Source organism: Arthrobacter sp. NPDC080073 (genome assembly GCF_040686575.1).
In the GTDB taxonomy this organism is placed as follows: domain Bacteria; phylum Actinomycetota; class Actinomycetes; order Actinomycetales; family Micrococcaceae; genus Arthrobacter.
Genome location: NZ_JBFBKR010000005.1, coordinates 42229 through 65026, shown reverse-complemented (window position 1 = coordinate 65026; position 22798 = coordinate 42229). Strand labels below are relative to the sequence as shown.

Here is a 22798-nt window from a genome sequence, read left to right as displayed (position 1 = left end):
TGAACAATAGGATTCGGTGGAATCATGTACGAATGCACTCCCCCACCACACCGCGACGGCGACGCTGAGCCGTCAGCCCGCCGACTGTGGAGCGCAGGCCGGCCCGGCCCGACCCCCGCCCCGTCAGCAGATCGTGGGACCCGTTAGCCGTGGACCGGCGTCGTAGGTTCTTCGGACCTCAGGTAGTTGAACAGCTGTCGGACCCCGAACGTCCATTCCGGCAGTTCTTCGGCGGGGGCCACATGGTTGACGAGTGTGCCGAGGTGGCGGCTCTTGATGGTGACAACGTCACCCGTCTTGTGGGTGAATCCCTGCCCCGGTGTGTCCCTGTCCTGGGTGGGTGCGAACAAGGTGCCCGTGAACAGTGCGAAACCGTCGGGGTACTGGTGGTGCGGGCCGAAAGTGGCCGCCACAAGTTCCTCGAATGGCCTGCTGATTCTGGCCACGGAATTGCGGCCCTCCATTGCGTAGCCGTCCGTACCTTCCACCCGCAGCAGGATCTCTTCCTGCCGTACCGTGTCGAGGGTAAAGCCCTCGTCAAGCAGTCGAATGAACGGTCCCAGCGCGCTGGAGGCATTGTTGTCCTTTGCCTTGCCCAAGAGGAGCGCACTGCGGCCCTCGACGTCGCGCAGGTTCACGTCGTTTCCCAGGGTCGCGCCCCTCACGTCTCCCCGCGAATTGACGATGAGCACGAGCTCCGGCTCGGGGTTGTTCCACGAAGAAAAGGATGGAATCCCCACGCCGGCGCCTAGACCCACGGACGAGAGCACCGGCGCCTTAGTGAAGACCTCTGGATCCGGCCCGATTCCGACTTCCAGATACTGGGACCATAGACCTTCGGCGATCAGGACACGCTTGGCCTCGGCGGCCTGAAGAGACCCGGGGCGAACCCCGGTGATGCTGCCGCCGAGTGCCTTGCCCACGAGCTCGCGCATCGCCGTGGCCCGGCTGGCCTCTCCGCCGCAGCGTTCCTCGATGACGCGTTCGATCATGCTGTCCACAAAAGTCACGCCGCACGCCTTGATGACCTGGAGGTCAACCGGAGCCAGCAGGCAGGGTCGACTGGTGTCCTGCCGGAGGGACGCCTCGACGACGTCGGCAGTCTTCCACCGTGGTTCGATCACCGACCTGTCGGCAATAGCCGAGCGGACATCGGCCGCCGGGTCTGTGCGCTCCAACAGCTCGGAGACCGTGCCGGCCAGGCGCTGGATATCGAACATGTCCTCTCCGCGGACCGCCACCACACGGGGACCGGCGGTTTCGACGTCCCAGATCCGGCCGATCAGTAGCGCGTCTTCAGCGTCGTCGGGTAGGACCGAGGTTGCGGTGTGGCGGGAGTTCATCGCGAACCTTCAATCGATGGTGAGTTGACAACGCGTCCCCTGGCGCGCCACTCGCCGTCCACTCGTTGGGGCACGTTCCAAGGATTGTCATCCCGCAGCGGCTCGGGCAGTCTCGCTTCGGGGAACGACTGATAGGCCACAGGCCGAAGGAAGCGGCGGATGGCGGCCGTTCCAACGGAGGTGGTGGCCGAGGTCGTGGCGGGGTATGGCCCGCCGTGGTGCTGGGCATAGCTGACCGTGACTCCGGTCGGCCAGCCGTTCCACAGCACGCGACCGCTGACGTCCGTCAGCCGCGCCGCGAGCTCGGTAACGTCGTCATCCGGCTCTGCCTGCAACGTGGTGGTGAGCTGCCCCTCGAGCATTTGTGCGAGGGCCGCAAGTTCGGACTCATCGGCGTATTCCACAACTACGCTGGCCGGCCCGAACATTTCCTGACGAAGGATCGACGGATCACGGCGCACAGCAGCTGGGGTGGTGTGGAGCAGGGTGGGCGCCGGCGTCGCCGCGAAGTCCCCTTCCACCAGGACATCAACGCCGTCGGTGTCCCGAAGCTGTTCTACTGCCTCCCGGAAGCCGTGATGCAGCCGCTCACTCAGGAGCTGGGCAGGTGCGAACCCGGCCAGGGCATTGCTCAAGAGCCTGCGGACCTCATCCCGGCCTCCAGCAGGAACGAACAACAGTCCCGGTTTGGTGCAGAACTGCCCCATGCCCATAGTGAACGAGCTGACGTAACCGTTGACGATCTCGCTTCGCCGGGACTCCCAGGCCCCCCTGGTAACGAAAACGGCGTTTATCCCGCCCAGCTCACCAAAGAGCGGGATGGGCTCGGGCCGCGCGGCGGCGCGGTCGAACAATGCCCTGCCGCCCGCCGTCGAGCCCGTGAACCCAATGGCCTTGATCAGCGGATGGTCTACCAGCGCCTCCGCTGCCGGGCGTCCGTTCACGAGCGAGAACAGGCCGGGGGGTGCGCCGGCGCCGTCAAGTGCGGCCATCACGGTTTCCGCCGTGCGCCCCGCGAGTTGCCTGTGGCCGTCATGCGCCTTGTGCACGACGGCGCAGCCGGCGGCCAAAGCCGAAGCGCTATCGCCACCCATGACACTGAAGGCAAACGGGAAGTTGGACGCCCCGAAGACCGCAACAACGCCGAGTGGGACATTGACCCTGCGGAGATCCGGGCGCGGGCCCATGCCCCAGCCGGGGTCTGCATGGTCGATCGTCGCGTCGAAGTGTTCGCCTTGCCGGATTTCTTCGGCAAAGAGCCTCAGCTGGAAGACGGTGCGCTTCAATTCGCCTTCCAGCCGCGGCGTGCTGAGATGTGTTTCCCTGACCGCCAGCTCCACGAGGGCGCCGCCGGCATTTTCCAGCCCTGTTGCAACAGCCTCCAACCACGAAGCACGGACCTGCGGACCCGCGGCGCGGCCCTTTTCGAAGGCACCGTGGGCAGCCTCCACCTTGGCGTTGAGGTCGTCAATGGTGGTGTTCATCGGACGCCGCCCGCGGGAACCAGGGACGCGCCCGTCACGGCCGCTCGGTCGCCCACCTCAAGCCAGCCGGCCCCGCTGGGGAATTCCCATGTCGTCCGGGATGCACTCAGCATCTCGGCACCCGTCCCCGGGCGGCGGGGCGCGGCATACCGGCCGTTGAGGATGCGGACGGGCTCGGCGAAGTGTTCGTGCAGGTGATCCACGTATTCGATCATCCGGCCTTCCTGCGTGCCGGTGATGGCAGCGTAGTCAAAGAAAGAGAAGTGCTGGACCAGTTCACACAGCCCCACGCCGCCGGCATGCGGGCATACGGGAACATCGAAGCGGGCGGCGAGGAGGAGGTTCGCGATGTTTTCATTCACGCCACCCACGCGGGTGGAGTCGAGCTGAAGGACATCGATGGCGCCGGCCTGCATGAGCTGCTTGAAGACAATTCGGCTGGCCACGGCCTCGCCGGTGGCGACACGAACCGGCGATACTCCGCGGCGGATGTCCGCGTGGCCCAGGATGTCGTCGGTGCTGGTGGGCTCCTCGATCCAGTACGGATCGTATTCGGCCAGCTGCTTAACCCAATCGATGGCTTCGGACACCTCCCAGCGCTGGTTGGCGTCGATGGCGATAGGAAGGTTTCCGACCGCTTCGCGGGCGATGGCCATGCGGCGGCGGTCGTCGTTTATGTCCCCGCCCACTTTGAGCTTGATCATCGAGAAGCCGTCCGCAAGGGCTTCCTTGCTCAGCCTCACCAGCTTCTCATCGCTGTAACCGAGCCACCCGGGCGACGTGGTGTAAGCCGGGTAGCCGTCGGTCATGAGTGACGCGATGCGGGCAGCCTTGCCTTCTTCGCCGGCGCGCAGGATGTCGAGCGCCTGCTGCGGGTTCAGGGCATCACGGATATGCGTGAAGTCGACAGCGTCGACGATTTCCTCGGCGGGCATTTCGCTGAGGAGCAGCCAAAGAGGCTTGTTTTCACGGCGGGCACGGATGTCCCAAAGGGCGCTGACCAACGCGCCGGCCGCCATTTGCGTGACGCCTTTTTCTGGGCCAAGCCAGCGGAGCTGCGAATCGTGGATAAGGCGCTTGGACGCGTTGCCCAGATCGTAAATCAACTCGTCAATATCGCGGCCCAGCAGCAGGCGGGAGTAGGCGTCGATGGCGTACGTAATGATGTCGTTCCCGCGCCCGCAGCTGAACACCAAGCCGTGCCCCTCCTCGCCCGCGTCCGTGCAGATGGCAACGTAAGCCGCCGAGTAGTCCGGGTCAACGTTGACCGCGTCGGAGCCATCGAGCTCCAAGGACGTGGGAAACCGGACGTCCTGGGTGGTGATGGAAATGATGGAGGGCATGAATCTCTTCTCTCAGTGAACGACGGAATCGCCGTTTCCTATATGAATTTCAATAATCATATAGGAAACGGCAGCGAGATCAAGGGATCAGCCCAGCAAAAAGCCCCGGCGCCAAGCCGGGGCTTCGTTTCACCTCACAATGTGTCGCGTTGAGGGGCCGCTGTCTTCCAGTGGCGGCAACCCTGAATTACCCGGGAAAGCCTGCGCAAACCGACCGAATGAGTTCCTGATATGTTCGGCCATCGCCGCCTCGGCCTGCTCCGGCTCGCAGGCCTCGATGGCCTCCCGGATGGCTGAGTGCTCAGCGACGGTGATGGCGCCATCGACGTCAGCAGGGTAAAGCCGGAACGTGTGCAGGTGGCAGTGCGTCTGCGCAAAGGCGTGGCGGACCACATCGTTGCCCGACGCAGCCAGGATCGTGTCGTGAAAGCGAGCGTCGTGCGCCACGAGGGCCTGGCGCCGGTCGCCCGTGCCCTGCATTGCGCTTCGGAACGCCGCCAGCTCGCTCCCGAGCACACCAGCGGGATTCGCGAGCCGATCCACCGCCGCCGAGCGCGCGGCCCAGGGCTCTACCAGAAGCCGGAATTCAAAAAGGGAGCGCAGCTCGGCCAGATCCAGTAGGGGCGTTGTACTGTAGCCGCGGCCGGGGCTGTACACCACAAGGTTGTCCCCTTCCAGCCGCTGCAGCGCCTCACGCACCGGCGTTTGGGACACGCCCAGGCTGCGGGAAACGGCGTCGATGTTGATCCGAGTTCCGGGGGGGATCTTGCCTTCGAGAATGGACGCGCGCATGGAAGGATACGCGTCGCTGACCGCGGCTTTGACTCTGGAAGACTCGGAAGATTGGCGTGGGGGCACGGGCTGACCTCTTAAAGGTGATCGGTTTTTGGATTCGCTGGGAAATTCTTCACCGGCTAGCGGCGAGGAAGCGGGTGACAGGCTTTTTCCACAACATGCAGGCTCGAGGTTACACAGATGCGGACGCCCAAGCCTCGTTGACCAGCCGAATTGAATCTGAAAGCAGCTGGATCCGTCCGGCCAACGGTAAGTCCACAGGTCGGGCGGCGATCTTAAGGCCAATCCAGTCAAGCTGGCCTGATGCATCGAGAACGGATTTCATCCGGGCCGGGGTCAGCAGGGACGCGGGTTCGCCGAACCTGTTGGTATTTGATGCCGCGGGAGGCAGATGCGCGTCAACCCAGGACGGACCGAATTCCGTGTCCTGTGACGCAGCCCCCGAAAACACAATCGATCGGAGAAGCCCTGCTGACCGGACCTCAGCGATATGCTCGAGCACACGGTCCGGATCGCGTAACTCGATAGCGGAACGGCCCCAATTGATGGAGATTCCAAAGTCTGTCCCCGAGGAAATGACGGCTGATAGCTCGTCCGTCAGGGAGAGGTAGCCGAAGGCAGGTGGATGCCCTGCTACAAGGGCATCGCAGTGCTCGACAAGCAGGCTGGTTTCCCCCCAATCCCAACTTTGTATCCGGGTTAGTGACTCCGCCAGGGCCTCACTGCTACTCATCTGTGGGGGCGGGCTATGGAACTCGACGGCGATGACAGCCTGTCGCCCTGCCGCCTGATTCAGTTTGTCTACATCGTCGCGGAGTCGGGCTGCCATTTTCAACGCTGACATCCGGCCGAGCCGGTCGCGGGAGGCAAGTCCGTACGTCGAATCCGCGGCGACCCCCCGGAGGCCGGAACCTATATCGTTCAAGACCAAGTCCCAATGAGGACGAAGATGCGTCAGCAACCAGTTATCGTCGAATTGGTGCAGCGACCCGAACCATGGAATTTCAAGGCCCCGGAGTCCGGGCATGGCCGAGAGCAGGCCAAAAAGCCGACTCTCGAACTCTGGATGCCAGTCGTTGCGGTAGGGAGACGTGGCGTACGCGCCGACGATGAGACCGCCCGGCGGACCCGCCGGCCCGTCGTCCCGGCTGCGCGTGCCGTTGCGTGATCCAGTCACTTTGCCTGTCCTCTCGATGTCCCACCCTAGACCGCGGGACCTCGTCATGTGCGGGGATTTTCCCAACTTTTGCCGAATAGCTGTAAACAATATAGGTAACTCCCGCATCCGATACGAAAACGGGTTGCGGACTTCGCTCAGGAAATCGTGGATCAGCGAAGTGACCAATGGAAGCGCCGACTGGTCCTGCCCGGGTAGCATCTGATCATCGTCGAAAGCTGTGTACGGGATGTGCATCGGCCTGACGCGTAGCGAAAGGCATCGAATTGGCCACGAACTCCCACCTGCGCCGCGAGGAGATCGTCAAGCGCGCCACCACTGTCGGCCTGGCAGGCGTGGATGAACTCGCCGCCCACTTCAATGTGACGGCATCGACTATCCGCCGCGACCTCGCGCGCCTCACCGCTGAAGGACTCCTCGCCAGGACTTACGGCGGCGCTATGGCACTGGCCGCCCATCCTGAATCCGCGCTAAGGGAGCGCGCAGGCGAAGCGTACGACGCGAAATTGGCGATCGCCCGGAGCGCAGCCGGGCTCATTCGGCCAGGAGAGTCTGTTCTACTCGACGCTGGATCGACCATCGCATTGCTTGCCCACGAGCTTAAGGCGACGAGCCGGCTTCACGTCGCCACAACGAGCCTTTCAGTCATAGCGGAGCTCAATGACAGCAAAGGCGTTGAGTTGGAGTGCCTCGGCGGAAGGCTGCGGGCACTCAGTCAAGCTTTTGTCGGCCCGTTGACGGAGGCAGCCCTGGAACGCATGACGTTTGACCGCGCCTTTCTCGGGGCCGACGGCGTCAGTGCGACCGATGGCATATGTGAGGCCGAGCTCACCCAGACGAGGCTCAAGGAACTCATGGCCCGACGCGCAGAGCGCGTCTATGTTCTCGCGCATGGCGCAAAGATCGGCCACCGGCCTTTCCACTTCTGGAGCCGCCTGGGCAAACCTTGGACGCTGGTAACTGACGAAAGCGCCGAACCGGCCGAACTAAGGGCCTTCGAAGCGGAAGGGATCGACGTGTTGGTGGCGAAAAACCCCACCGCCGAACAAGCAGACCCTCCCGGGCAACTGAAGCTGCAAAACGCTTGATTCAATGACCGGGCCACCGCGGACTGCGCGGTTCACGCATCTCTGATCTGCCCTAAATCGTAAACCCACACGACAGCGCCTCTCCCGGCAACCCGCTTCTCAGTTCTGCGCAAAATGTGCATTGCTATTGCGTAGAACGCGCATCGATGTCAAGATATATGCATCGACCATGCATTGACCTAACCCCCGTCAGTGCAAGCAGGCGCCAGCATCAACGACGTGCGGCGAGGCACCCGGAAGTAATCGACCGTGAAGCGCTTGGCCGGCGCATCTGTCAGTACATGTATCGCAAGGAGGCGCACTGTGTATGACTTGACTATCTTGATCCAGGGTTTTCCCGGCAGAAGTACCTGCCATGGTGGACTGGGATGGAGCACCGTCTCAGTCCTGAGAGGGCAAGGGGAGACCATCCTTGTCGACACAGGCGGCTACGGATACCGGGTCCCGCTCATGGCGGCTCTCGCGAACCAAGGCATCGGACGCGAGGACGTGACCGCCGTCGCGCTCACGCACTGTCATTGGGACCACGCGTGCAATTTTCCCCTTTTCCCCAACGCGCGCATCATCGTGCCGCGACCGGAGCTGGAATGGGCCGTCGAACAACCCGTAGGAACGTGGGAACTGCCGGAGTTCCACGTTGATTTCCTTAGCCAATCCGATCGCGTGGAACGGATTGCCGACGGCGCAGAACCATTGCCCGGGTTCTTTGCGTTGGCGACTCCGGGACACACGCCCGGGCACTTTGCCTACCACGCGGCGGTTGAGGGTGGCCGCGCGATCTTCGCTGGCGACGCCGTCAAGAACGAAACTGAATTGATGTCAGGGGTCGCCGACATGACCCTAGATCCTGACCTGAGCCGGGAAAGCATCGAAACCGTCCGAAGGATGCTCCTCGATGATCCTTCTTCGATTCTCGTACCCGGGCATGACCGATTGCTGAGCCTCAGAGACGGGGAGCCCATCGCGCATTCCCAGCTCGAGGCAGGAGTAAAAATCTGGCAGCCCGACGGTGCCGGAACCACAACCATCGACCTGCTTGCCGGCAGCTCCAACTAAATTCTTAGAAACAACGAGGTTTTGAAAATGAAAATCGCCCGCCGCCGTTGGTGGATCTATCTCCTGCTCTTCGTCCTGGTCATGATCAACTACATGGATCGGACCGCGCTCTCCGTCGCGGTAGCACCTATCCAGAAGGAGCTCAATCTCTCGTCGACCCAGGTAGGACTCATGCTTTCGGCGTTCCTATGGTCGTACCTGCTTTTCCTCATTCCCAGCGGCATGCTCACCGACCGGTTCGGCCCGCGGGTAGTCAACGCGGTCAGCATCGTCGTTTGGTCGCTGGCCACGATGCTCGTTGGTATCGTCCGCGGATTCGGTGGCCTCATTGGAGCCCGGCTGCTCATGGGAGTCGGGGAATCGTCAACATATCCGGCCGCCGGAAGAGTGTTGCGGGAATGGGCCCCCGCCAGCGAGCGTGGCCGCGCTGCCTCCATATACAACTCAGGTGCCTATGCGGGACCGGCCCTGGGAGCAATCTTGGCAGCGGCCCTGATTACGTCCTTTGGCTGGCAGACAATGTTCGTAATCATGGGCGCCCTCGGATTCATTTGGCTTGCTGCCTGGCTGATCTGGTTCCGTGATCCGTCCAAGGCCACGTGGCTGTCGGAGCCAGAGCGAGCCATGATCCTGGAGGAGCGGAAGGTACCAGGTGAACAGTCACAGGAGGGCAAACCCAAGGGCGGCGTCCTGAGCCTCCTGCGATACCGAAGCATGTGGGGCGTGGCGCTCATCCAGTCGGCAGCCGTCTACACGCAGTACCTGTTTCTAACTTGGCTCCCGGGATATCTGGAGCAGGTCCACCATTTGTCGATCATGAAGTCGGGACTGTTTACGGCAGTACCGTACGTCGTCGCAGTCCTGGCAGGAATCGGACTCGGTATCGTCTTTGATCGCAGGCTGAAAAGACATGCACAATCCGCGGCCCGACGCCGTTATATCGTTGCCGCTTGTCTCTTGACGAGTTCAGTCGTCCTGCTGACGCCGTTTTTCTCCGACGTCACCATGATCCTGATCCTGATCAGCATCTCGATGACCTGCATTTCTACAACCGTCTCCATGAACCTGGCGTTGCTCGGCGATTTGCTCAGGTCGCGCCACTTGGCCGGAAGGGCCAACAGCATAGCCATGATCGGGGGCAACACGTTCGGGGCCGCGGCACCGATCGTTACCGGTTACATCGTTGACACCACACACAGCTACAACAGTGCCTTCGTAGTCGCCGGCATCTTCCTGTTGGCAGGTGTCGTCGTCGCGCTGACCTTGCCGCGACACCCCATTGGAGAAGAAGAGTCGGCACATGCCCATGGCGTCGACGACGCCATCGCTGCCCCCGTCGCACAATAATCACCTTGCAGGGCCGAATGAACGCGTCTGAACCCCAGACACAAAGCTGCTGCAAAGAATCAAACAGTATTCTGCCCAATTTGTCCGAGGAAGGAGGCATCGTGGATTGTAGCCAAAATGTCGGCGACGAAGTCGCCGACGCGCTCCGGGCAATGGGCCGGAAGGGGCTGCCTGCCTTCGCGGTTGTCGCACCAGCGCTGCCCGCGGCGGCCAGAATAACCGTCGACGGGACCGCGTTGATTGATGGTCCAAGCGCAGCAGGCGAAACGAACAGCATCGATGTCGTCGAAGCACTTCGCCAGGGCGGCCTGCGTCCAGCCGTCATCAAAAGGAGCGAATATGCGGACGCACAGACTCTTGCCGACCGGATCCGCGGGGTCTTCCTTGCGGAGTGTGATGCGGCCGTCGTCGACTGCACGACAGACGAGGACCTCGTAACGGTAGCGACCGCGCACCGATTGTTGGAGTTCCAAAGCCTTCTGGTTGGCTCGGCCGGGCTGGCCGCAGGGGTCGTGAATTCCCTGCCTGGCGCTGTTCAGGCGGCAGGCCCATCACGTTGCTATGCCGGATCGGCCCATCTTTACCAAAGCCATCGGTGGCCGGCCAAAATCATCGGCAACCTGCCACAAATACAACAACCCGGTTCATTGACTAGAGGAGACAGATAATGGGACGACCGATTGTAGCCATCACGATGGGAGATCCAGCAGGGATCGGCCCTGAAATCATCGCCAAGGCTATGGCGGATCCTTCGATCCAGGATCGGGCGCGCGTATTTGTCATTGGTGACAGGGGTCGACTGGAACTGGCGATGGACGTGGTCGGAAGTGCCCTTAAGGTCAACAGCATCGGCGAGCCGTCCCAGGCGCGGTTTGAGGCTGGAACCATTGATTGCCTGGATGTGCCCAGTGTCCGCGCCGATTTACCTTGGGGAGAACTATCGGCCGAGGCCGGGCATGCGGCCTACCTGTTCTTGGAGAAGGCAGTAGAACTGTCCACGCACAACAAGATCGATGCCATCTGTACCGCACCCTTGAACAAAGCCGCACTTCACGCCGGAGGACACAAATTCCCCGGGCACACCGAATTGCTGGCGCAACTAACCGGCACGGATGAAGTCTCCATGATGCTGACGGCTCCGAAGATGAGGGTCATTCATGTGACAACCCATCTTGGCCTTCTGGATGCGGTGGCGCGAATAGACGGTCCGCTCGTCTACAGGACCATCAAACGCGGCTACGACCTCCTGATCCGTTCAGGTATCACGAACCCTCAAATCGCTGTCTGCGCCATCAACCCCCATGCCGGTGAAAACGGCTTGTTCGGCAACGGGGAAGAAGCAATCAAGATTGAGCCGGGCATCAAGCAAGCCCAGGCGGAAGGAATTGATGCCTTCGGTCCGCTGCCCGCCGATACCGTGTTCTTCCGGGCCGGCAGGGGGGACTTTGACCTTGTCGTGGCGATGTACCATGACCAGGGTCATGGTCCTGTGAAAGTTCTTGGGCTAGAGAACGGCGTCAACATCACGGTCGGCCTTCCCGTGGTTCGGACGTCAGTTGACCATGGGACGGCATTCGACATCGCAGGCGAAAACATAGCAGATCACAAATCGCTTCTCGAGGCTTTGCGGCAAGCAATCGACCTCGCCCCGCCGCGACCGGAGGGCGAATAGGCCCCGAGCATCGGGGCCTTCGCGGACAAGGCTCCCAAGAACGACTTCGGCCTGCCGGTATGCCCTATTCACGGCAGGCCGAAGTCGTTTATCCGGGAACAGCAACACCTGACATATAGAACACTAAAGGAGAAACACATGATCACCGTCAGTCCTGGCACATTAACGATCACGGCGACGGACCGTGCCAGCATGGACCGCGAACTCGATGAAGCGGTGAGCGCTGCCCGGGCGGTAGCAATGCGGGAACGACGCTGTGGAATACTCGTCTCACGCCATGGACACGACTCTTTCACGGTCGCCCTCAGCGATTCCGTTCCCTTCGGCTTGACCAGGGAATTCCAGGATTGGTGAACTGAAGCCGCTTGGCACCACTCCCCCAGGAAGACTCCTGTAAGCACAAATATGCGCGTTCGGCGCAGATTCCGCGACGTACGCTACACGTAATCGGCGCGAAATCGACGATTTTAAGGTTGAGACATGGCCGTATCCATCAAGGCGACACTCCGGAAAATCCCGGGCGGGATTTTTCTATTTGCTGCCTCCCAAGCGCAGCGAATCAACGTGAGCGCTCAGGCTGCTCCCATACAGATCGCCGCATAGTGGAGCTCCTTATCGTCGCCGATGACCTCACCGGGGCTGCTGACGCTGCAGTCCCGTTCTCAGCGAGCCGGGAAACCGCTGTGCTCGTTCATCCCACCGTCGCTTGGCCGCCCGCAGAGGTCCTTGCGATTAATACTGAATCCCGTTACGCGGATGGTCTCACTGCGAGGAAAACGGTGGGTGGGCTCGTTTCACGGGCCGGCCGGAATGGCGCCCGCGTCTTCAAGAAAATCGACTCGCTGCTGCGGGGCAACGTTGGAGTCGAAATCGCGGCTTCCCTCGAAGCCTTGCGTTTGCCCGATCGCCCGATACTCGCGATCGTGGCGCCCGCGTTTCCCCGAACCGGACGCACAACCCTCAACGGAATCGTGCACGTGGCCGGCACTCCGCTCGGCAGCCAACGTCGAGTAGCAGATGTGCTGTCCGGGCCCGGACTAAGCCACGCACTTGTCTCGACTGACGACTGGACCGACCCTGCTTCCCTCGCGGCTCGCTTCGAACAGATCCTTAGCGCGCACATCGACACGGCTATTGTCGATGCCCGGAACGATTCCGACCTGGCTGCCATAGTCGCGGCCGCCGAATCCCTCGGTGACCGGGCACTCCTTGTCGGCTCCGGGGGCATCTCGGCGGCACTCGCCTCGTCGTTGAAATCCGACGAGCCTGCGAAGCGGGCACGGCCGATCCCAGTCAAGGGTGGGCATCGGGCCGGAGGCCACTCCCTCGTCGTCATCGGAAGCTATGCGCCGACGAGCCGTGCCCAATTGGATGAGCTCGTCAGAGCCGGATTCCAGCACATCCATCTGGACCACACCGAAAGGCTGGACGCCGGAGACCCCTCTGGAGCAATCAACGTCGGTGCAACGATTGCCACTCTAAGAGACGCCCTCGATCGTGGACAAGCCGTACTCACCCCGGATCTGGCTGCCGCCCTGGACAAGAAGCAGGCGAAGATCGTAGCCGCCGCGATCGGCGCCACGGCGGCAGCGGCTGCGTCCCACGCATCCTCGATAGTCGTCTCCGGCGGAGAGACAGCCGTGGCAGTGCTAAACCACCTTGGCGTGGCCGTCCTGAACATCAGAGGCGAAATCCTGCCGGGGATCGTCGACGCCGAGATGCCCGGCCATATACAGCCGTTCATAACCAAATCCGGCGCGTTCGGCGACGTCGACGCCCTCACGTCCGCCGTCGCGTACATCGAACAGCCGCAATAAGAGAAGAAAAGCAACACGCGCCGAGGTGAAATAGTCGAACCATGAATGCTAACGGGCGGCGAACAACGATAGCCGCAATACTCGAGGTCCGTCCGGCTACTGTCGAAGAGCTCGCCGAAGAATTCGGTGTATCGCTTTCGACGATCCGCCGGGATCTCGAACGCCTCACGGCCAGCGGTCGAATTCATCGCACCTATGGAGGCGCCGTCACCGCTGGCTACTCTCCACGCGAGCAGAGCCTTCAGGAGCGCGAGCTCGTCGCCCGTGACGCGAAGCTCATGATCGGTCGGTTCGCAGCTTCGCTTGTCGCTCCGGGTTCCGTCAATCTGCTCGACGCCGGCACAACAGTCGGCGCTCTCGCGGAGAACCTGACAACCCGCTCGGAACTGACCATCATCACGAATGGGATGACGTGCGCCCGGATACTCGAGCACGCCGAGGGTGTCGATCTCGTGTTGTTGGGAGGACACCTGCGTCACATCAGCTCCGGAACTGTCGGCCCCCTCGCGGAAGCGGCATTGACTAGCCTCACCGCGGACGCGGCATTCCTGGGGGCCGATGGGGTGGATCCCCTTCGTGGTCTCAGCGAAACCACTGATCAACAGGCTTCGCTCAAACGCGCCATGATCTCGGCAGCCAACGAGATTTATGTGCTGGCCGACGCCAGCAAATTGGGTGCCAAATCGGCACACTGGTGGGCAGCGATCGATCGTCCTTGGACCCTTATCACCGACTCATCCATCACTCCGGAGCAACTCGCCATGTTCCAAAGCCACCCCGATATCAGCGTCCACGTCGTATCTGACTAGAGAGCAACCACCGGCTGGGTGGTTCGCCTGAATTTGAGGATCAGTGCCTGTTCGGCCGCTGTGGGCTGCCGGGCGGCGGAGCGGGCCAACTGGATCCTCCAGCTCAGGGGAGTTTTGATGGACCAAGTGCCAGCCCCGGTCTCTTTTGAAAGTGCGGACCGGGGCAGGAAGACAACTCCAAGGTCCTGCCGCACGAGTTCCAGGGCCATGGAAAAGGACACGACCTCGGTGGAGACCGTACGGTTCAGTGCGGCAGAGCTGAAGGAGTTGTCCACAGTCGCGCGGTTTCCCCATCCCTCGGGAAAGTCGATAAAGGGTTCGTCGACGAGCTCGGACAGAGCCACGCGCTTCCGCCCGGACAGGCGGTGCCGGACCGAGCAGACAAAGTCAATTCCCTCGACGTGCATGGGGTATAGCTCAAAACCTGGAGCAGTCTGCTCGGGCACGGAGACCAGCGCCAGGTCCAAGGCTCCGGAGCGGAGGTCTTCCAGGCTGGTACGCGTGCCTTGGACGGTTTGCCGGAGCTTCACGACGACGTCCGGATAGTCCCGGCGGACCTCTTGCAGGATCTGCAACACATCAATGGATCCGACGTGGGCAAGCGTGCCGAGGACAACTGTCCCTCGAACCGCCCCTCTGGCGGCGTCGACGGCGTCCCGTGCGGCCTGTACATCCGCCAAGACCACGCGTGCGCGCGGGAGCAGCACCTCCCCCGCAGACGTGAGCCGGATGCTGCGGCCCTGGCGCACGAACAATTCTGCGCCAAGCTCGCGTTCGAGTTGTTTGATGCCGGCCGAGACGGCGGACTGGACGATGTTGACCCGGCGGGCGCCCCCGGTGAAACTCAGGGCCTCGGCGACCGCAAGGAAGTATTCGAGGTGAAAGAGCTGCATGTCTCTATTATCGCTGATCGCGATGGATACTAGCGTTAATAAGCGTTGGACGCGATGGCAGACCAATTGAATACTGGAGGAATGGCTAGTACTTCAACTTCGTTTGCACCCAGCACCGCGGCTACTCGGACGCACGAACGCCGGCACGCACGAGGATTCTGGATCGTCGCCTTCGTCTTCATGATCACGATGGCCTTCGCCTCGGCCCCCGCCCCGCTGTATGTGCTCTACCAGCAGCGCGACGGTTTCAACGCCTTCACCGTCACGCTCATCTTCGCGGCGTACGCTGCCGGAGTGGTGGTCAGCCTTTTCCTGGCCGGACATATTTCCGACAGATTCGGCCGTCGTCGGGTTATCGCACCCGCCGTTGTGCTCAACGTCGTGGCGGCGCTGGTCTTCCTGGTCTGGCCGGAGCTACCGGGTCTGCTGCTGGCGCGATTCATCTGCGGCTTAGGCATTGGTATGCTCACGGCCACCGCGACAGCGCATATGACAGAACTGCGCAGTGTGGCAAGACCCGGCGCAAGATCCCGGCGGGCCGAGGTTATCTCCACCGCCGCCAATATCGGGGGCCTCGGCCTTGGCCCCCTCCTCACCGGCTTTATGGCCGAGTACGCGCCGATGCCCCTCTACACCCCGTACGTCGTATTCGCGTTCCTGCTGCTGATCGGGCTGTTGCTGGTGGTCACGGTTCCCGAAACCGTCAACACGGTCGACGGAACCTGGACCTACCGGCCCCAGCGGATGAACATTCCTCAAGCCGCGCGGGGACAGTACCTGGCTTCAACCCTTCTGGCCTTCGTTGGATTCGCCGTCTTCGGCTTTTTCACCTCTCTGGCCCCAGCCTTTACCTCGGGGCAGTTGAGAATTGCTTCCCACTTGGTGGCCGGCGGGGTGACATTCGTCGTTTTCGCCTCCTCGGCATCCTTCCAAGTCCTGTCCTCCCGCTGGTCGCGCACCGCACAGCTCGCCGCCGGACTCAGCCTCCTCGCGGCCGGAATTGCCGCGGTCATCGCTGCAATCGCCTCTTCGTCACTGCCGCTGCTGATCAGCGGCGGAATCGTTGCCGGCTCCGGGGTCGGCGCGACGTTCAAGTCCGCAATCGGCTCGGTGATCGCCATCTCCTCGGCGGACACCCGAGGGGAGGCATTGACCGGGCTGTTTCTCGCCGGCTACATCGGTATGGCGGTTCCCGTCGTTGCGCTCGGTCTGATCATGCAATCCCTGCCGCTGGTCCAGTCCGTCGTGATATTCGGCAGCGTAATGCTCGCGCTCACCGTCGTCACCGCCTTGGCCTTGATACGCACTCGCCCGACTATGAGAAGCTGAGAAGTCTGCTCTTGGGTCAGGGTGGACCTGGCTTCAGGAACGTGGATGTTTCAGGCACGCTCCGGGAGGCCGCTGTCTCCTTGAGTGAGGGTCTGTCTTCCCCGGTGGATGGCGGAGCGAGGTTCAATGGCCCACGCTGCCCCGTGCAGGAGACGGGCCAGCGATCCCCGCAGGCGGACCAGGCCCCTGCGGGGGCTTCCGGCCGGTCGTGGAGGAATGACCGGGGCATTTGGCAATGCGCTGAGTGCTTCATGGTTGACGGACTTGACGACTGCACAAGCCATCATGAGTGAAAAATCCACAGTTCTCTTCTGTCGTTGTTACGCACCGGAATGCGCCCTTGCACAGGCATCCTTCAGGCACAGGTGAGTGGGGGGTTTGGAGGGACTCATCCGGAAACCGGTTTCGTTACGTCCCCACAGACAACGTTATGTGGCGAGGGGAATCATGTCAGCAGCTGTGCCGCTCCCTGGTTTTCCTAGGACTGAGCGACCTACCTTCCCTATCGAAGGCGGAGTCGGTGCAGCCGGCAATTGACGGCTCTCGACGACGTCGACATGCCGCTAGCTGAGGAAGCCGAGGTACATCGGGCAGACCGGCCATGAACCTACCCGTCTTGATCCCGCTGGCAAGCACGGGAGCCGAGGCGGTCAACAGTCAGGGCCAAAGCGGCCCCTCACCTGCGGGCACCCCTGCGGAAGAAACCTGGCCACGGATTCGAGCAGGGCCAGTTGAGGATAGGCTTCGGTGCCCATGCCCTCGTCATACGGCACTGTCTCACTTCGCTTTCCCGCCTCAAGCAAGGAGGGAATCGCTTTTGACGACTCTGATCATCGGTGAAAGGAGTTCCAGAAGGTTCAGCGCCTGCTGATGCGCGGCATCGCTTTGGCCGGCGCAGGCGTCCTCGACCACTGTGACGAATCGGCCTGCGTCAGCGGCGCCGAGAGCGGTGGCCAGGATGCAGCAGTCGGTCGCAACACCGGTGAGGACTACCTCTTCCCCGACGGGAATCCGCTCGGCCAGCTTTTCACCCCATTTCGAGAACGTCGGAAGATCAATGGAGCCGTGGACTTCGACGTCCGGAAGGGCGATGTTCCATATGGGATCGGCGGGATCCAGGCGCATGCTTTGCCAGCGGTCGTAATAGGAGGACCATGAGCCATTCTCTGTGGGGTCGGGGACAAAGCGCGTGAGGATGGGATCCAGTCCGGAGTCCGACAGGGCGGCGATGTTCCGGGCCGCTTCGTCGTACCGCGGGACGTGCCACTCCCCCGATTGGTGGAAGGCGTGTTGCATGTCAATCACCACCAGATATCGCTTTGCCCCGCCCGTTGAAGCCCTGTTGTTGCTGCTAGTCACGATGTGTGGCCTTCCTTGCCGGCAGAAGGGTCGGCGATGCCGATGTATTGGGTGGTTGTGTACTCAGCGATCCCCTCGGCGCCGCCCTCCCGGCCGAGGCCTGATTGCTTGACGCCGCCGAAGGGGGCAGCTGCATCGGATATCACTCCGGCGTTGAAACCGACCTTGCCGAACTCGATCTGCTGGTCACCAGGTCAAACGCGCGGCGCAGGATTTCGGACCGTTCGCGGGGTGCACTGCGCGCCCAGGCGGCCTGGGCCGCGTCGGCGGGGTCAAGTGCGGCGACAGCGTCCTCGCTCGTAGCCGAGGCCAACGTGGAGAGCACGTCCCCGGTGGCGGGATCGTTCACGTCGAACCTGCCGCCGTCGGACGCCTCCCGCCACCGCCCATTGATCAGCAGCCCGGTCGGGACGGACGCGAGGAGTTCTGCTTCACGCTCGATGGTCACCGTGTTTCCTCCAGCCACTGAGGGTTCCTTCCAAATGTCTTGTGGGTTGGTCATCGTGTGGAAATCACACTCCAGCCGGTTGCTGAGTCGGCTGATCTTCGAAGGCTCCGCCCACCGGAAGGCGCCTTGTTCGTCGTGGATCGTCAGCCTTTCGGGTAACAGAGTTGCGGGACTCATGGTGCTCCACGTCCGGTTCGATCGGTGGCCGGGTCGGTGGCTCCCCACCTGGCGGCGGGGAGCCACCCGCTTTAGAGGGTGCGCCCGGCTGCGCTGCGGTCCAGCAAGTCGTGCCCGGAGAGGCGCCGACGGCGGTGGGTGAGGAAATATACGCCGGTCGCGACGGCGGCTCCGACATAGTAGGAGAGGTCACCGATCTGGGGGAACGCAGTGGCGATGGGGCCCGTGTAGATGGACGACATCCAGAACGGGGAGGAAAGGACGACGCCGGCAGCCCAGGCCACGAACCCCCATTCGAATTTCCGGCTCTTATCGAATAGCTCACGAAGTCCGCGCTCGGTCCGCCGGCCTCCGAACAAGTAGTCGCAGACGAGGACCGCGACGTACGGGGCGATGCAATATGCGGTCAGGTTGAGGAATGCCGTGAAGCCTTCGTTGAAGCCGCCCTGGCCCCAGAGTGCCACAAGGTAGGAGGCAATGCAGATGAAGATAACTCCCGTGTGGCGTTTGACCGGCACACCCATCGTCTGGATGGAGATGGCACCGCCGTAGACGTTCAGGAAGTTCTGCGTGAAGGAGGACAATGCGACGACGCCGAGGCCGATCGGCGCCCACCCACCCATGAGTTCCTTGAGGGCGCCGATACTGTCGGACGCGGTGGCTGTTGAGCCGAGGACCGTGCCGAGAACGCCCATCCAGACCATCGTGACCGCGTTGCCGAGCATTGTGGCCCATCCGGCGCCGCGGCGGTTGCTGGCGGTGTTGGGCAGGTAGCGGGAGTAGTCGGAGGCGAAAGGCATCCAGGCGACGATGAAGGAGAAGAACCAGCCGAAGAAGATAATCCATCCGCCGATGCCGTCGAAACCCTTTGCCGCTGGATTGAAGTCATTGACGATGTGTCCGTTGGCGGCTGCCACCACGGTGATGAAGACGAAGCCGATCACCTGGACGTATGAAAGGATGCGTTGGAGGAAGTGGATCAGGTTGTATCCGATGACCGCTACGCCGAGCTGGATGCCCATCAGGACAAGCGACGAGAGCCAAAAGGGAATGTCGGTGAGCAAAGCGATGGCCTTACCGCCGAGGATGACAGTCACTGCCGCCCAGCCGATGCCGGCGAAGACGTTCACGTATGCCACGGGGAACAGGTTGCCGATGAATCCGAGCGGACCGCGCCCTTGCATCTGCTGGGGTACGCCCAGCCGGACGCCCATCGCGGAGAGGTAACCCATTCCGGCCGAGGAGGTAACACCCGCAAGCACAATCGCCAGCGCTGCGGCCCAGAAGGGAAGTCCGAAGTAGGTGGCACTGAAGCCGAGGACGACGATGGGGAAGTTCATGCCGGCTGCGAACCAGAGGAAGAACTGCGAGCGCGGCTTGCCGTGGCGTTCGACGTCGGGGATGTGCTCGATGCCGTACGGCTCGATCTTAGTGAGGCTGTCGCGATAGCCGCGATCTACAGCAATGCTGTCTTCTGAGACGGAACTCATGGTGTCTGGGCTCATTTTTTGTCCTATGGTGGAATGCGCACCTAGGTGCGCTGCTTGAGAGAGCAGGTTGTGTCGGTGCGGCTGGTTTCCCGTGCAAGGCTCATCAGCCGTGCCGACACTTAGAGTTCGGCGAGATTTCCGCCGTCGTAGAACCGTCCGGCCTTGTAGACCATCGGCGCAGAGTCGTCGATTTCGGCGTGCCGGACCCGGCAGATGAAGACCGTGTGGGTCTTCGCCTGGAAGCGCTCCTGGATTTCTGCTTCCAGGGAAGCAGCGGATCCGTCCAGAAGCGGACTGCCGTTAGGTCCCTCGTGCCACTCGAGCTCCGAAAACTTGTCCGGAGCCTTGGAAGCGAAAACACGAACAGTTTCGCGTTGTCCGGTTCCCAGGATGTTGATGCCCAGGTGGCTCGATGAGAACAGCGCCGGGTAGGTGCTGGAGGTTTTCTGGACACAGATCAAAACCAAGGGCGGCTCGATGGAGACAGAGCAGTACGAGTTTGCTGCCAGCCCTTTAGGGGTTTCGCCTTCCTTGGTGGTGACCACGGTGACGCCGGTGATGAACTGACGGTTGAACGCTTTCATCAAGTCTGCATCCAGCTCCGGGGAGTCTCCGCTGTCTCCGACTTCAGGCGTAGCTGTCCCCCGCAGCGGGCGAATCCCAAGTGCTGCCAGCAGTTCGCTACCGTCCCACGTCACGGTTTCCTTCGTGATCTTTCCGTCCTTGAGGACCAGGATGTTCGAGCCCCTGGTCTGGACGGTGAGTCCTGTTGCCGGAACCCCGAGGTACTCGCGGATGTGGGTGCCGGTGGACGTCCAGAAGACGGCCACCGTTCCGTCCCCTTCAACGATGTTGTCGATAGTCGTGCGCAGGTCCGGGAAAGCGTCCCGCACCGCGGCGATCTCGGCTTTTAGGCCAGTGATGTCGACGGTGACGCCCGTCGCCTTGCTGATTCGCGTGTAGTCATCCGCTATCAGACCGTCAAGGGCATTGAGGTCACCCTTGTCCCAGGCTTCGCGCCAAGCTGATGTGATGAGCGGTTCAAGAGTCTGTTGCATACCAATGACGGTAAGGCAGGTCACATGTTGGGGTCAATAGCCTGACTAAAAGACCTTTAAATTGGCGTAAATCCGCGGAAGACGGGAAAGGTCAATCGCGCCCTTGACTGATTTCATGCATGCATCATAAGCTGCTTGTATGCAAGACGCTCTGATGTCCACTACAGAAATTGTCGAGCAGGAAGGCCTCCTCGAGAGGATCCGGAGGCTCGTCCTAGGCGGCGAGTTCCCACCGGGCGCGCTCCTGCCCGAGGCGTACCTCGCCCAGGAGTTCGAGGTCAGCCGGACTCCTGTTCGGGAGGCCCTTAAACAACTCCAGCAAGAAGGGCTGGTGGAAATCCGTCCGAAGGTCGGAACCTTCGTGCGGGAGCCCACCCGCCGGGAGATCGTCGAACTCTTCCAGCTCAAGGAATCCTTGGAGGGCTTGGCCGCATCGCTGCTGGCCCGGCGCGGGGACGTCTCCGAGTTGTCAGTGCTCCGCCGGAACCTCCAGGACTCCGACGAGGCAGTCCTCACGGGAGACAAGGAGGCCTATGCCCGGCTCGTCCACGAATTCCACTGGACGATTGTCCGCGGCTCGGACAACCTCAAGCTTTACGAACACTATGAACGGCTCATGAACCAGCTGGCGTACCAGAGGCTCGTAGTGCGCACCGTCGAACATCCGGGCCGGATCGCCGCCTCCACCCGGGAGCACCATGCCGTCCTCGAAATGATCGAGCACAAGGACCCCTTTGGCGCCGAGGCGGCCATGCGGAACCACGTCTACGCTACGTCCCGCGAAGCCCTGAACCCCGACCCTGCGCTGGAACGCCGGAACTAATAAACGACAACACGAGAGGAAGCCATGCGTTTCTCCATTATTAAAGAGCTGCAGCGTGCAGTGGGTCTCTTCTCCCGGAAGGTCATGCCCCGGTTCACCCGGGAATCCGCCCCGGCCGGTACCGAATGATGGGCGACCAGGGCTGCGGTATCCGCAAGATCGTCTATTACAGCGAGGAGCTCCTCCTCGAGAACGGGTCCGCCCCGGCTGTGCCCGCAGTTCGGGCCACGGCGGCCGCGGTCGTCGCAAATCCCTGGCTGGGCGGAAAGCCGAGCGATGACCTGTCCGCGGAGGTGGTCCGGCTTGCCCCCGTACTCGCTCGGAAGCTCGCTGACGTCCTCATTGCCGGGCTAGGTGGCGTGGATGCCATCCAGGCCTTCGGCAAGGCAGCGATCGTGGGAACGGGCGGGGAGATCGAGCACGGCGCTGCGCTCATTCACACTCCGTTTTTCGGCAACCTCGTCCGCGAGTATTTCGAAGGCGAATCGATCATCTGCTTTGCGGATGATCGGGCCGACGCCGGCAGCACTCTCGTCGTGCCCCTTTGGCATAAAAACGCTGCCGCAACCCGCACGCACTACCAGACCATCACCACGCGGATCGGTGACGCGCCCCGGCCCGGCGAGATCGTCGTCGTCCTTGGCGCATCCACCGGGCCCCGCCCCCATTCGCGTATCGGGGACCGCCTCACCGACCCGATCGTTAAAGCAGACACACTAGGAGAATTGATTTCATGAGCATCCGCAAGATCGTCACCTTCACCGAAGACGTACTCATCGAAGGCGGACGGGAGGTCGCACCCTCCGCGCGTGTCGCCGTCGTCGCGGCCATTGTCAAAAACCCCTGGGCCGGCCAGGGCTTCGTCGAGGACCTCTCCACAGGAATCGACGCCAACGCCTCCGACATCGGGGCGCTGCTTGCCCCCCGCGTGCTCGAAGCTCTCGGCGCCCCGGCCGAAGCGTACGGCAAGGCCGCAATCGTCGGCCTGAATGGTGAAATCGAACACGGTTCCGGCCTCATCCACACCCTTGCCTTCGGAAACCACTTCCGTGACGCAGCCAACGCCACAACGTTGCTGCCAGCCGTGGAAAAACGCGGGCCCGCCGGGGTTGTCTTCGACATTCCCCTCAAGCACATCACGGACGCGACCATCCGCTCCCACCACCAGAGCATCGAGGTGCGCATCAATGACGCACCCCACGCAGATGAAATCGTGATCGCCCTCGCCGCCGCTGCCCAGGGACGCCCTCAGCAACGCCTCGCGGCTTTCGCCACCGAAACGAATTAGAG

At 62.2% G+C, this 22798-nt stretch carries 22 protein-coding genes and 1 pseudogene; 12 read left to right on the top strand and 11 right to left on the bottom strand.

What is annotated here, in order from left to right; translation table 11 throughout:
- Positions 1-143: 143 nt before the first annotated feature.
- The 5 genes from AB0O52_RS07960 to AB0O52_RS07940 all read right to left on the bottom strand — a co-directional run bounded on the left by AB0O52_RS07960 (position 144) and on the right by AB0O52_RS07940 (position 6142).
- Entirely contained in the window at positions 144-1343 is a 1200-nt protein-coding gene (locus AB0O52_RS07960; RefSeq protein WP_364535799.1) for a fumarylacetoacetate hydrolase family protein, read from the bottom strand.
- Positions 1340-2827, bottom strand: coding sequence for an aldehyde dehydrogenase (NADP(+)) (locus tag AB0O52_RS07955; protein ID WP_364535796.1), 1488 nt, complete (start codon positions 2825-2827; stop codon positions 1340-1342). The genes AB0O52_RS07960 and AB0O52_RS07955 overlap by 4 nt, the downstream gene beginning before the upstream one ends.
- Positions 2824-4170: an enolase C-terminal domain-like protein gene (locus AB0O52_RS07950; RefSeq protein ID WP_364535793.1), complete on the bottom strand. Its 1347-nt coding sequence runs from the start codon at positions 4168-4170 to the stop codon at positions 2824-2826. Before AB0O52_RS07950 ends, AB0O52_RS07955 begins: the two co-directional genes overlap by 4 nt.
- Positions 4171-4299: 129 nt before the next feature.
- Positions 4300-5028, bottom strand: a complete 729-nt coding sequence (locus AB0O52_RS07945; RefSeq protein WP_364535790.1) for a GntR family transcriptional regulator — start codon at positions 5026-5028, stop codon at positions 4300-4302.
- 109 nt (positions 5029-5137) lie between these two features.
- Complete coding sequence (locus AB0O52_RS07940) at positions 5138-6142, bottom strand: DUF4862 family protein (RefSeq protein WP_364535787.1); 1005 nt, start codon at positions 6140-6142, stop codon at positions 5138-5140.
- Between the two features lie 266 nt (positions 6143-6408).
- Here AB0O52_RS07940 and AB0O52_RS07935 point away from each other — a divergent pair, with 266 nt between their 5' ends.
- The 8 genes from AB0O52_RS07935 (at position 6409) to AB0O52_RS07900 (ending at position 13931) form a co-directional block, all read left to right on the top strand.
- The gene (locus AB0O52_RS07935; RefSeq protein WP_364535784.1) at positions 6409-7230 is read left to right on the top strand and encodes a DeoR/GlpR family DNA-binding transcription regulator; all 822 of its coding nucleotides are present in this window, start codon (positions 6409-6411) and stop codon (positions 7228-7230) included.
- Positions 7231-7533: 303 nt separating this feature from the next.
- Positions 7534-8286, top strand: coding sequence for an MBL fold metallo-hydrolase (locus tag AB0O52_RS07930; protein ID WP_364535781.1), 753 nt, complete (start codon positions 7534-7536; stop codon positions 8284-8286).
- Positions 8287-8313: 27 nt separating this feature from the next.
- Positions 8314-9633, top strand: coding sequence for an MFS transporter (locus tag AB0O52_RS07925; protein ID WP_364535778.1), 1320 nt, complete (start codon positions 8314-8316; stop codon positions 9631-9633).
- Between the two features lie 17 nt (positions 9634-9650).
- Positions 9651-10301, top strand: coding sequence for a four-carbon acid sugar kinase family protein (locus tag AB0O52_RS07920; RefSeq protein ID WP_364535775.1), 651 nt, complete (start codon positions 9651-9653; stop codon positions 10299-10301).
- Complete coding sequence (pdxA, locus tag AB0O52_RS07915; protein ID WP_364535772.1) at positions 10301-11305, top strand: 4-hydroxythreonine-4-phosphate dehydrogenase PdxA; 1005 nt, start codon at positions 10301-10303, stop codon at positions 11303-11305. Before AB0O52_RS07920 ends, pdxA begins: the two co-directional genes overlap by 1 nt.
- Positions 11306-11443: 138 nt before the next feature.
- On the top strand, positions 11444-11659 hold the full coding sequence (locus AB0O52_RS07910; RefSeq protein ID WP_364535769.1) for a hypothetical protein: 216 nt from the start codon (positions 11444-11446) through the stop codon (positions 11657-11659).
- A gap of 248 nt (positions 11660-11907) precedes the next feature.
- Positions 11908-13122 (top strand): four-carbon acid sugar kinase family protein, encoded by a 1215-nt coding sequence (locus AB0O52_RS07905; RefSeq protein WP_364535766.1) that lies wholly within the window; start codon positions 11908-11910, stop codon positions 13120-13122.
- Between the two features lie 41 nt (positions 13123-13163).
- Positions 13164-13931 carry a DeoR/GlpR family DNA-binding transcription regulator gene (locus tag AB0O52_RS07900; protein ID WP_364535763.1) on the top strand — a complete coding sequence of 256 codons (768 nt, stop codon included), beginning with the start codon at positions 13164-13166 and terminating at the stop codon, positions 13929-13931.
- On the opposite strand, the gene AB0O52_RS07895 is transcribed toward AB0O52_RS07900, so the two are convergent.
- Complete coding sequence (locus AB0O52_RS07895; protein WP_364535759.1) at positions 13928-14824, bottom strand: LysR family transcriptional regulator; 897 nt, start codon at positions 14822-14824, stop codon at positions 13928-13930. The two genes, AB0O52_RS07900 and AB0O52_RS07895, sit on opposite strands and share 4 nt — an antisense overlap.
- Positions 14825-14905: 81 nt before the next feature.
- On the opposite strand from AB0O52_RS07895, the gene AB0O52_RS07890 reads away from it, so the two are divergent.
- Positions 14906-16153 (top strand): MFS transporter, encoded by a 1248-nt coding sequence (locus AB0O52_RS07890; protein WP_364535754.1) that lies wholly within the window; start codon positions 14906-14908, stop codon positions 16151-16153.
- Between the two features lie 795 nt (positions 16154-16948).
- Here the strand turns inward: AB0O52_RS07890 and AB0O52_RS07885 are convergent.
- From AB0O52_RS07885 to AB0O52_RS07865, 5 genes and pseudogenes are all read right to left on the bottom strand, one after another.
- A complete protein-coding gene (locus AB0O52_RS07885) occupies positions 16949-17512 on the bottom strand; it encodes a cysteine hydrolase (protein ID WP_364535751.1) in 564 nt (187 codons plus the stop codon).
- Positions 17509-17658: an aldehyde dehydrogenase family protein gene (locus AB0O52_RS07880; protein ID WP_364535748.1), complete on the bottom strand. Its 150-nt coding sequence runs from the start codon at positions 17656-17658 to the stop codon at positions 17509-17511. The genes AB0O52_RS07885 and AB0O52_RS07880 overlap by 4 nt, the downstream gene beginning before the upstream one ends.
- A gap of 29 nt (positions 17659-17687) precedes the next feature.
- Positions 17688-18014 (bottom strand): annotated as a pseudogene (locus AB0O52_RS07875) (aldehyde dehydrogenase family protein); the annotation flags it as partial.
- A gap of 194 nt (positions 18015-18208) precedes the next feature.
- On the bottom strand, positions 18209-19627 hold the full coding sequence (locus AB0O52_RS07870; protein WP_364535746.1) for a cytosine permease: 1419 nt from the start codon (positions 19625-19627) through the stop codon (positions 18209-18211).
- Between the two features lie 119 nt (positions 19628-19746).
- Positions 19747-20685, bottom strand: coding sequence for a flavin reductase (locus AB0O52_RS07865; RefSeq protein ID WP_364535743.1), 939 nt, complete (start codon positions 20683-20685; stop codon positions 19747-19749).
- Between the two features lie 154 nt (positions 20686-20839).
- On the opposite strand from AB0O52_RS07865, the gene AB0O52_RS07860 reads away from it, so the two are divergent.
- The 3 genes from AB0O52_RS07860 to AB0O52_RS07850 all read left to right on the top strand — a co-directional run bounded on the left by AB0O52_RS07860 (position 20840) and on the right by AB0O52_RS07850 (position 22796).
- The gene (locus AB0O52_RS07860; protein WP_364535740.1) at positions 20840-21508 is read left to right on the top strand and encodes a GntR family transcriptional regulator; all 669 of its coding nucleotides are present in this window, start codon (positions 20840-20842) and stop codon (positions 21506-21508) included.
- Positions 21509-21633: 125 nt separating this feature from the next.
- On the top strand, positions 21634-22245 hold the full coding sequence (locus AB0O52_RS07855; protein WP_364535737.1) for an amino acid synthesis family protein: 612 nt from the start codon (positions 21634-21636) through the stop codon (positions 22243-22245).
- Positions 22242-22796 carry an amino acid synthesis family protein gene (locus AB0O52_RS07850; RefSeq protein WP_364535734.1) on the top strand — a complete coding sequence of 185 codons (555 nt, stop codon included), beginning with the start codon at positions 22242-22244 and terminating at the stop codon, positions 22794-22796. Before AB0O52_RS07855 ends, AB0O52_RS07850 begins: the two co-directional genes overlap by 4 nt.
- The last annotated feature ends 2 nt before the right edge of the window (positions 22797-22798 follow it).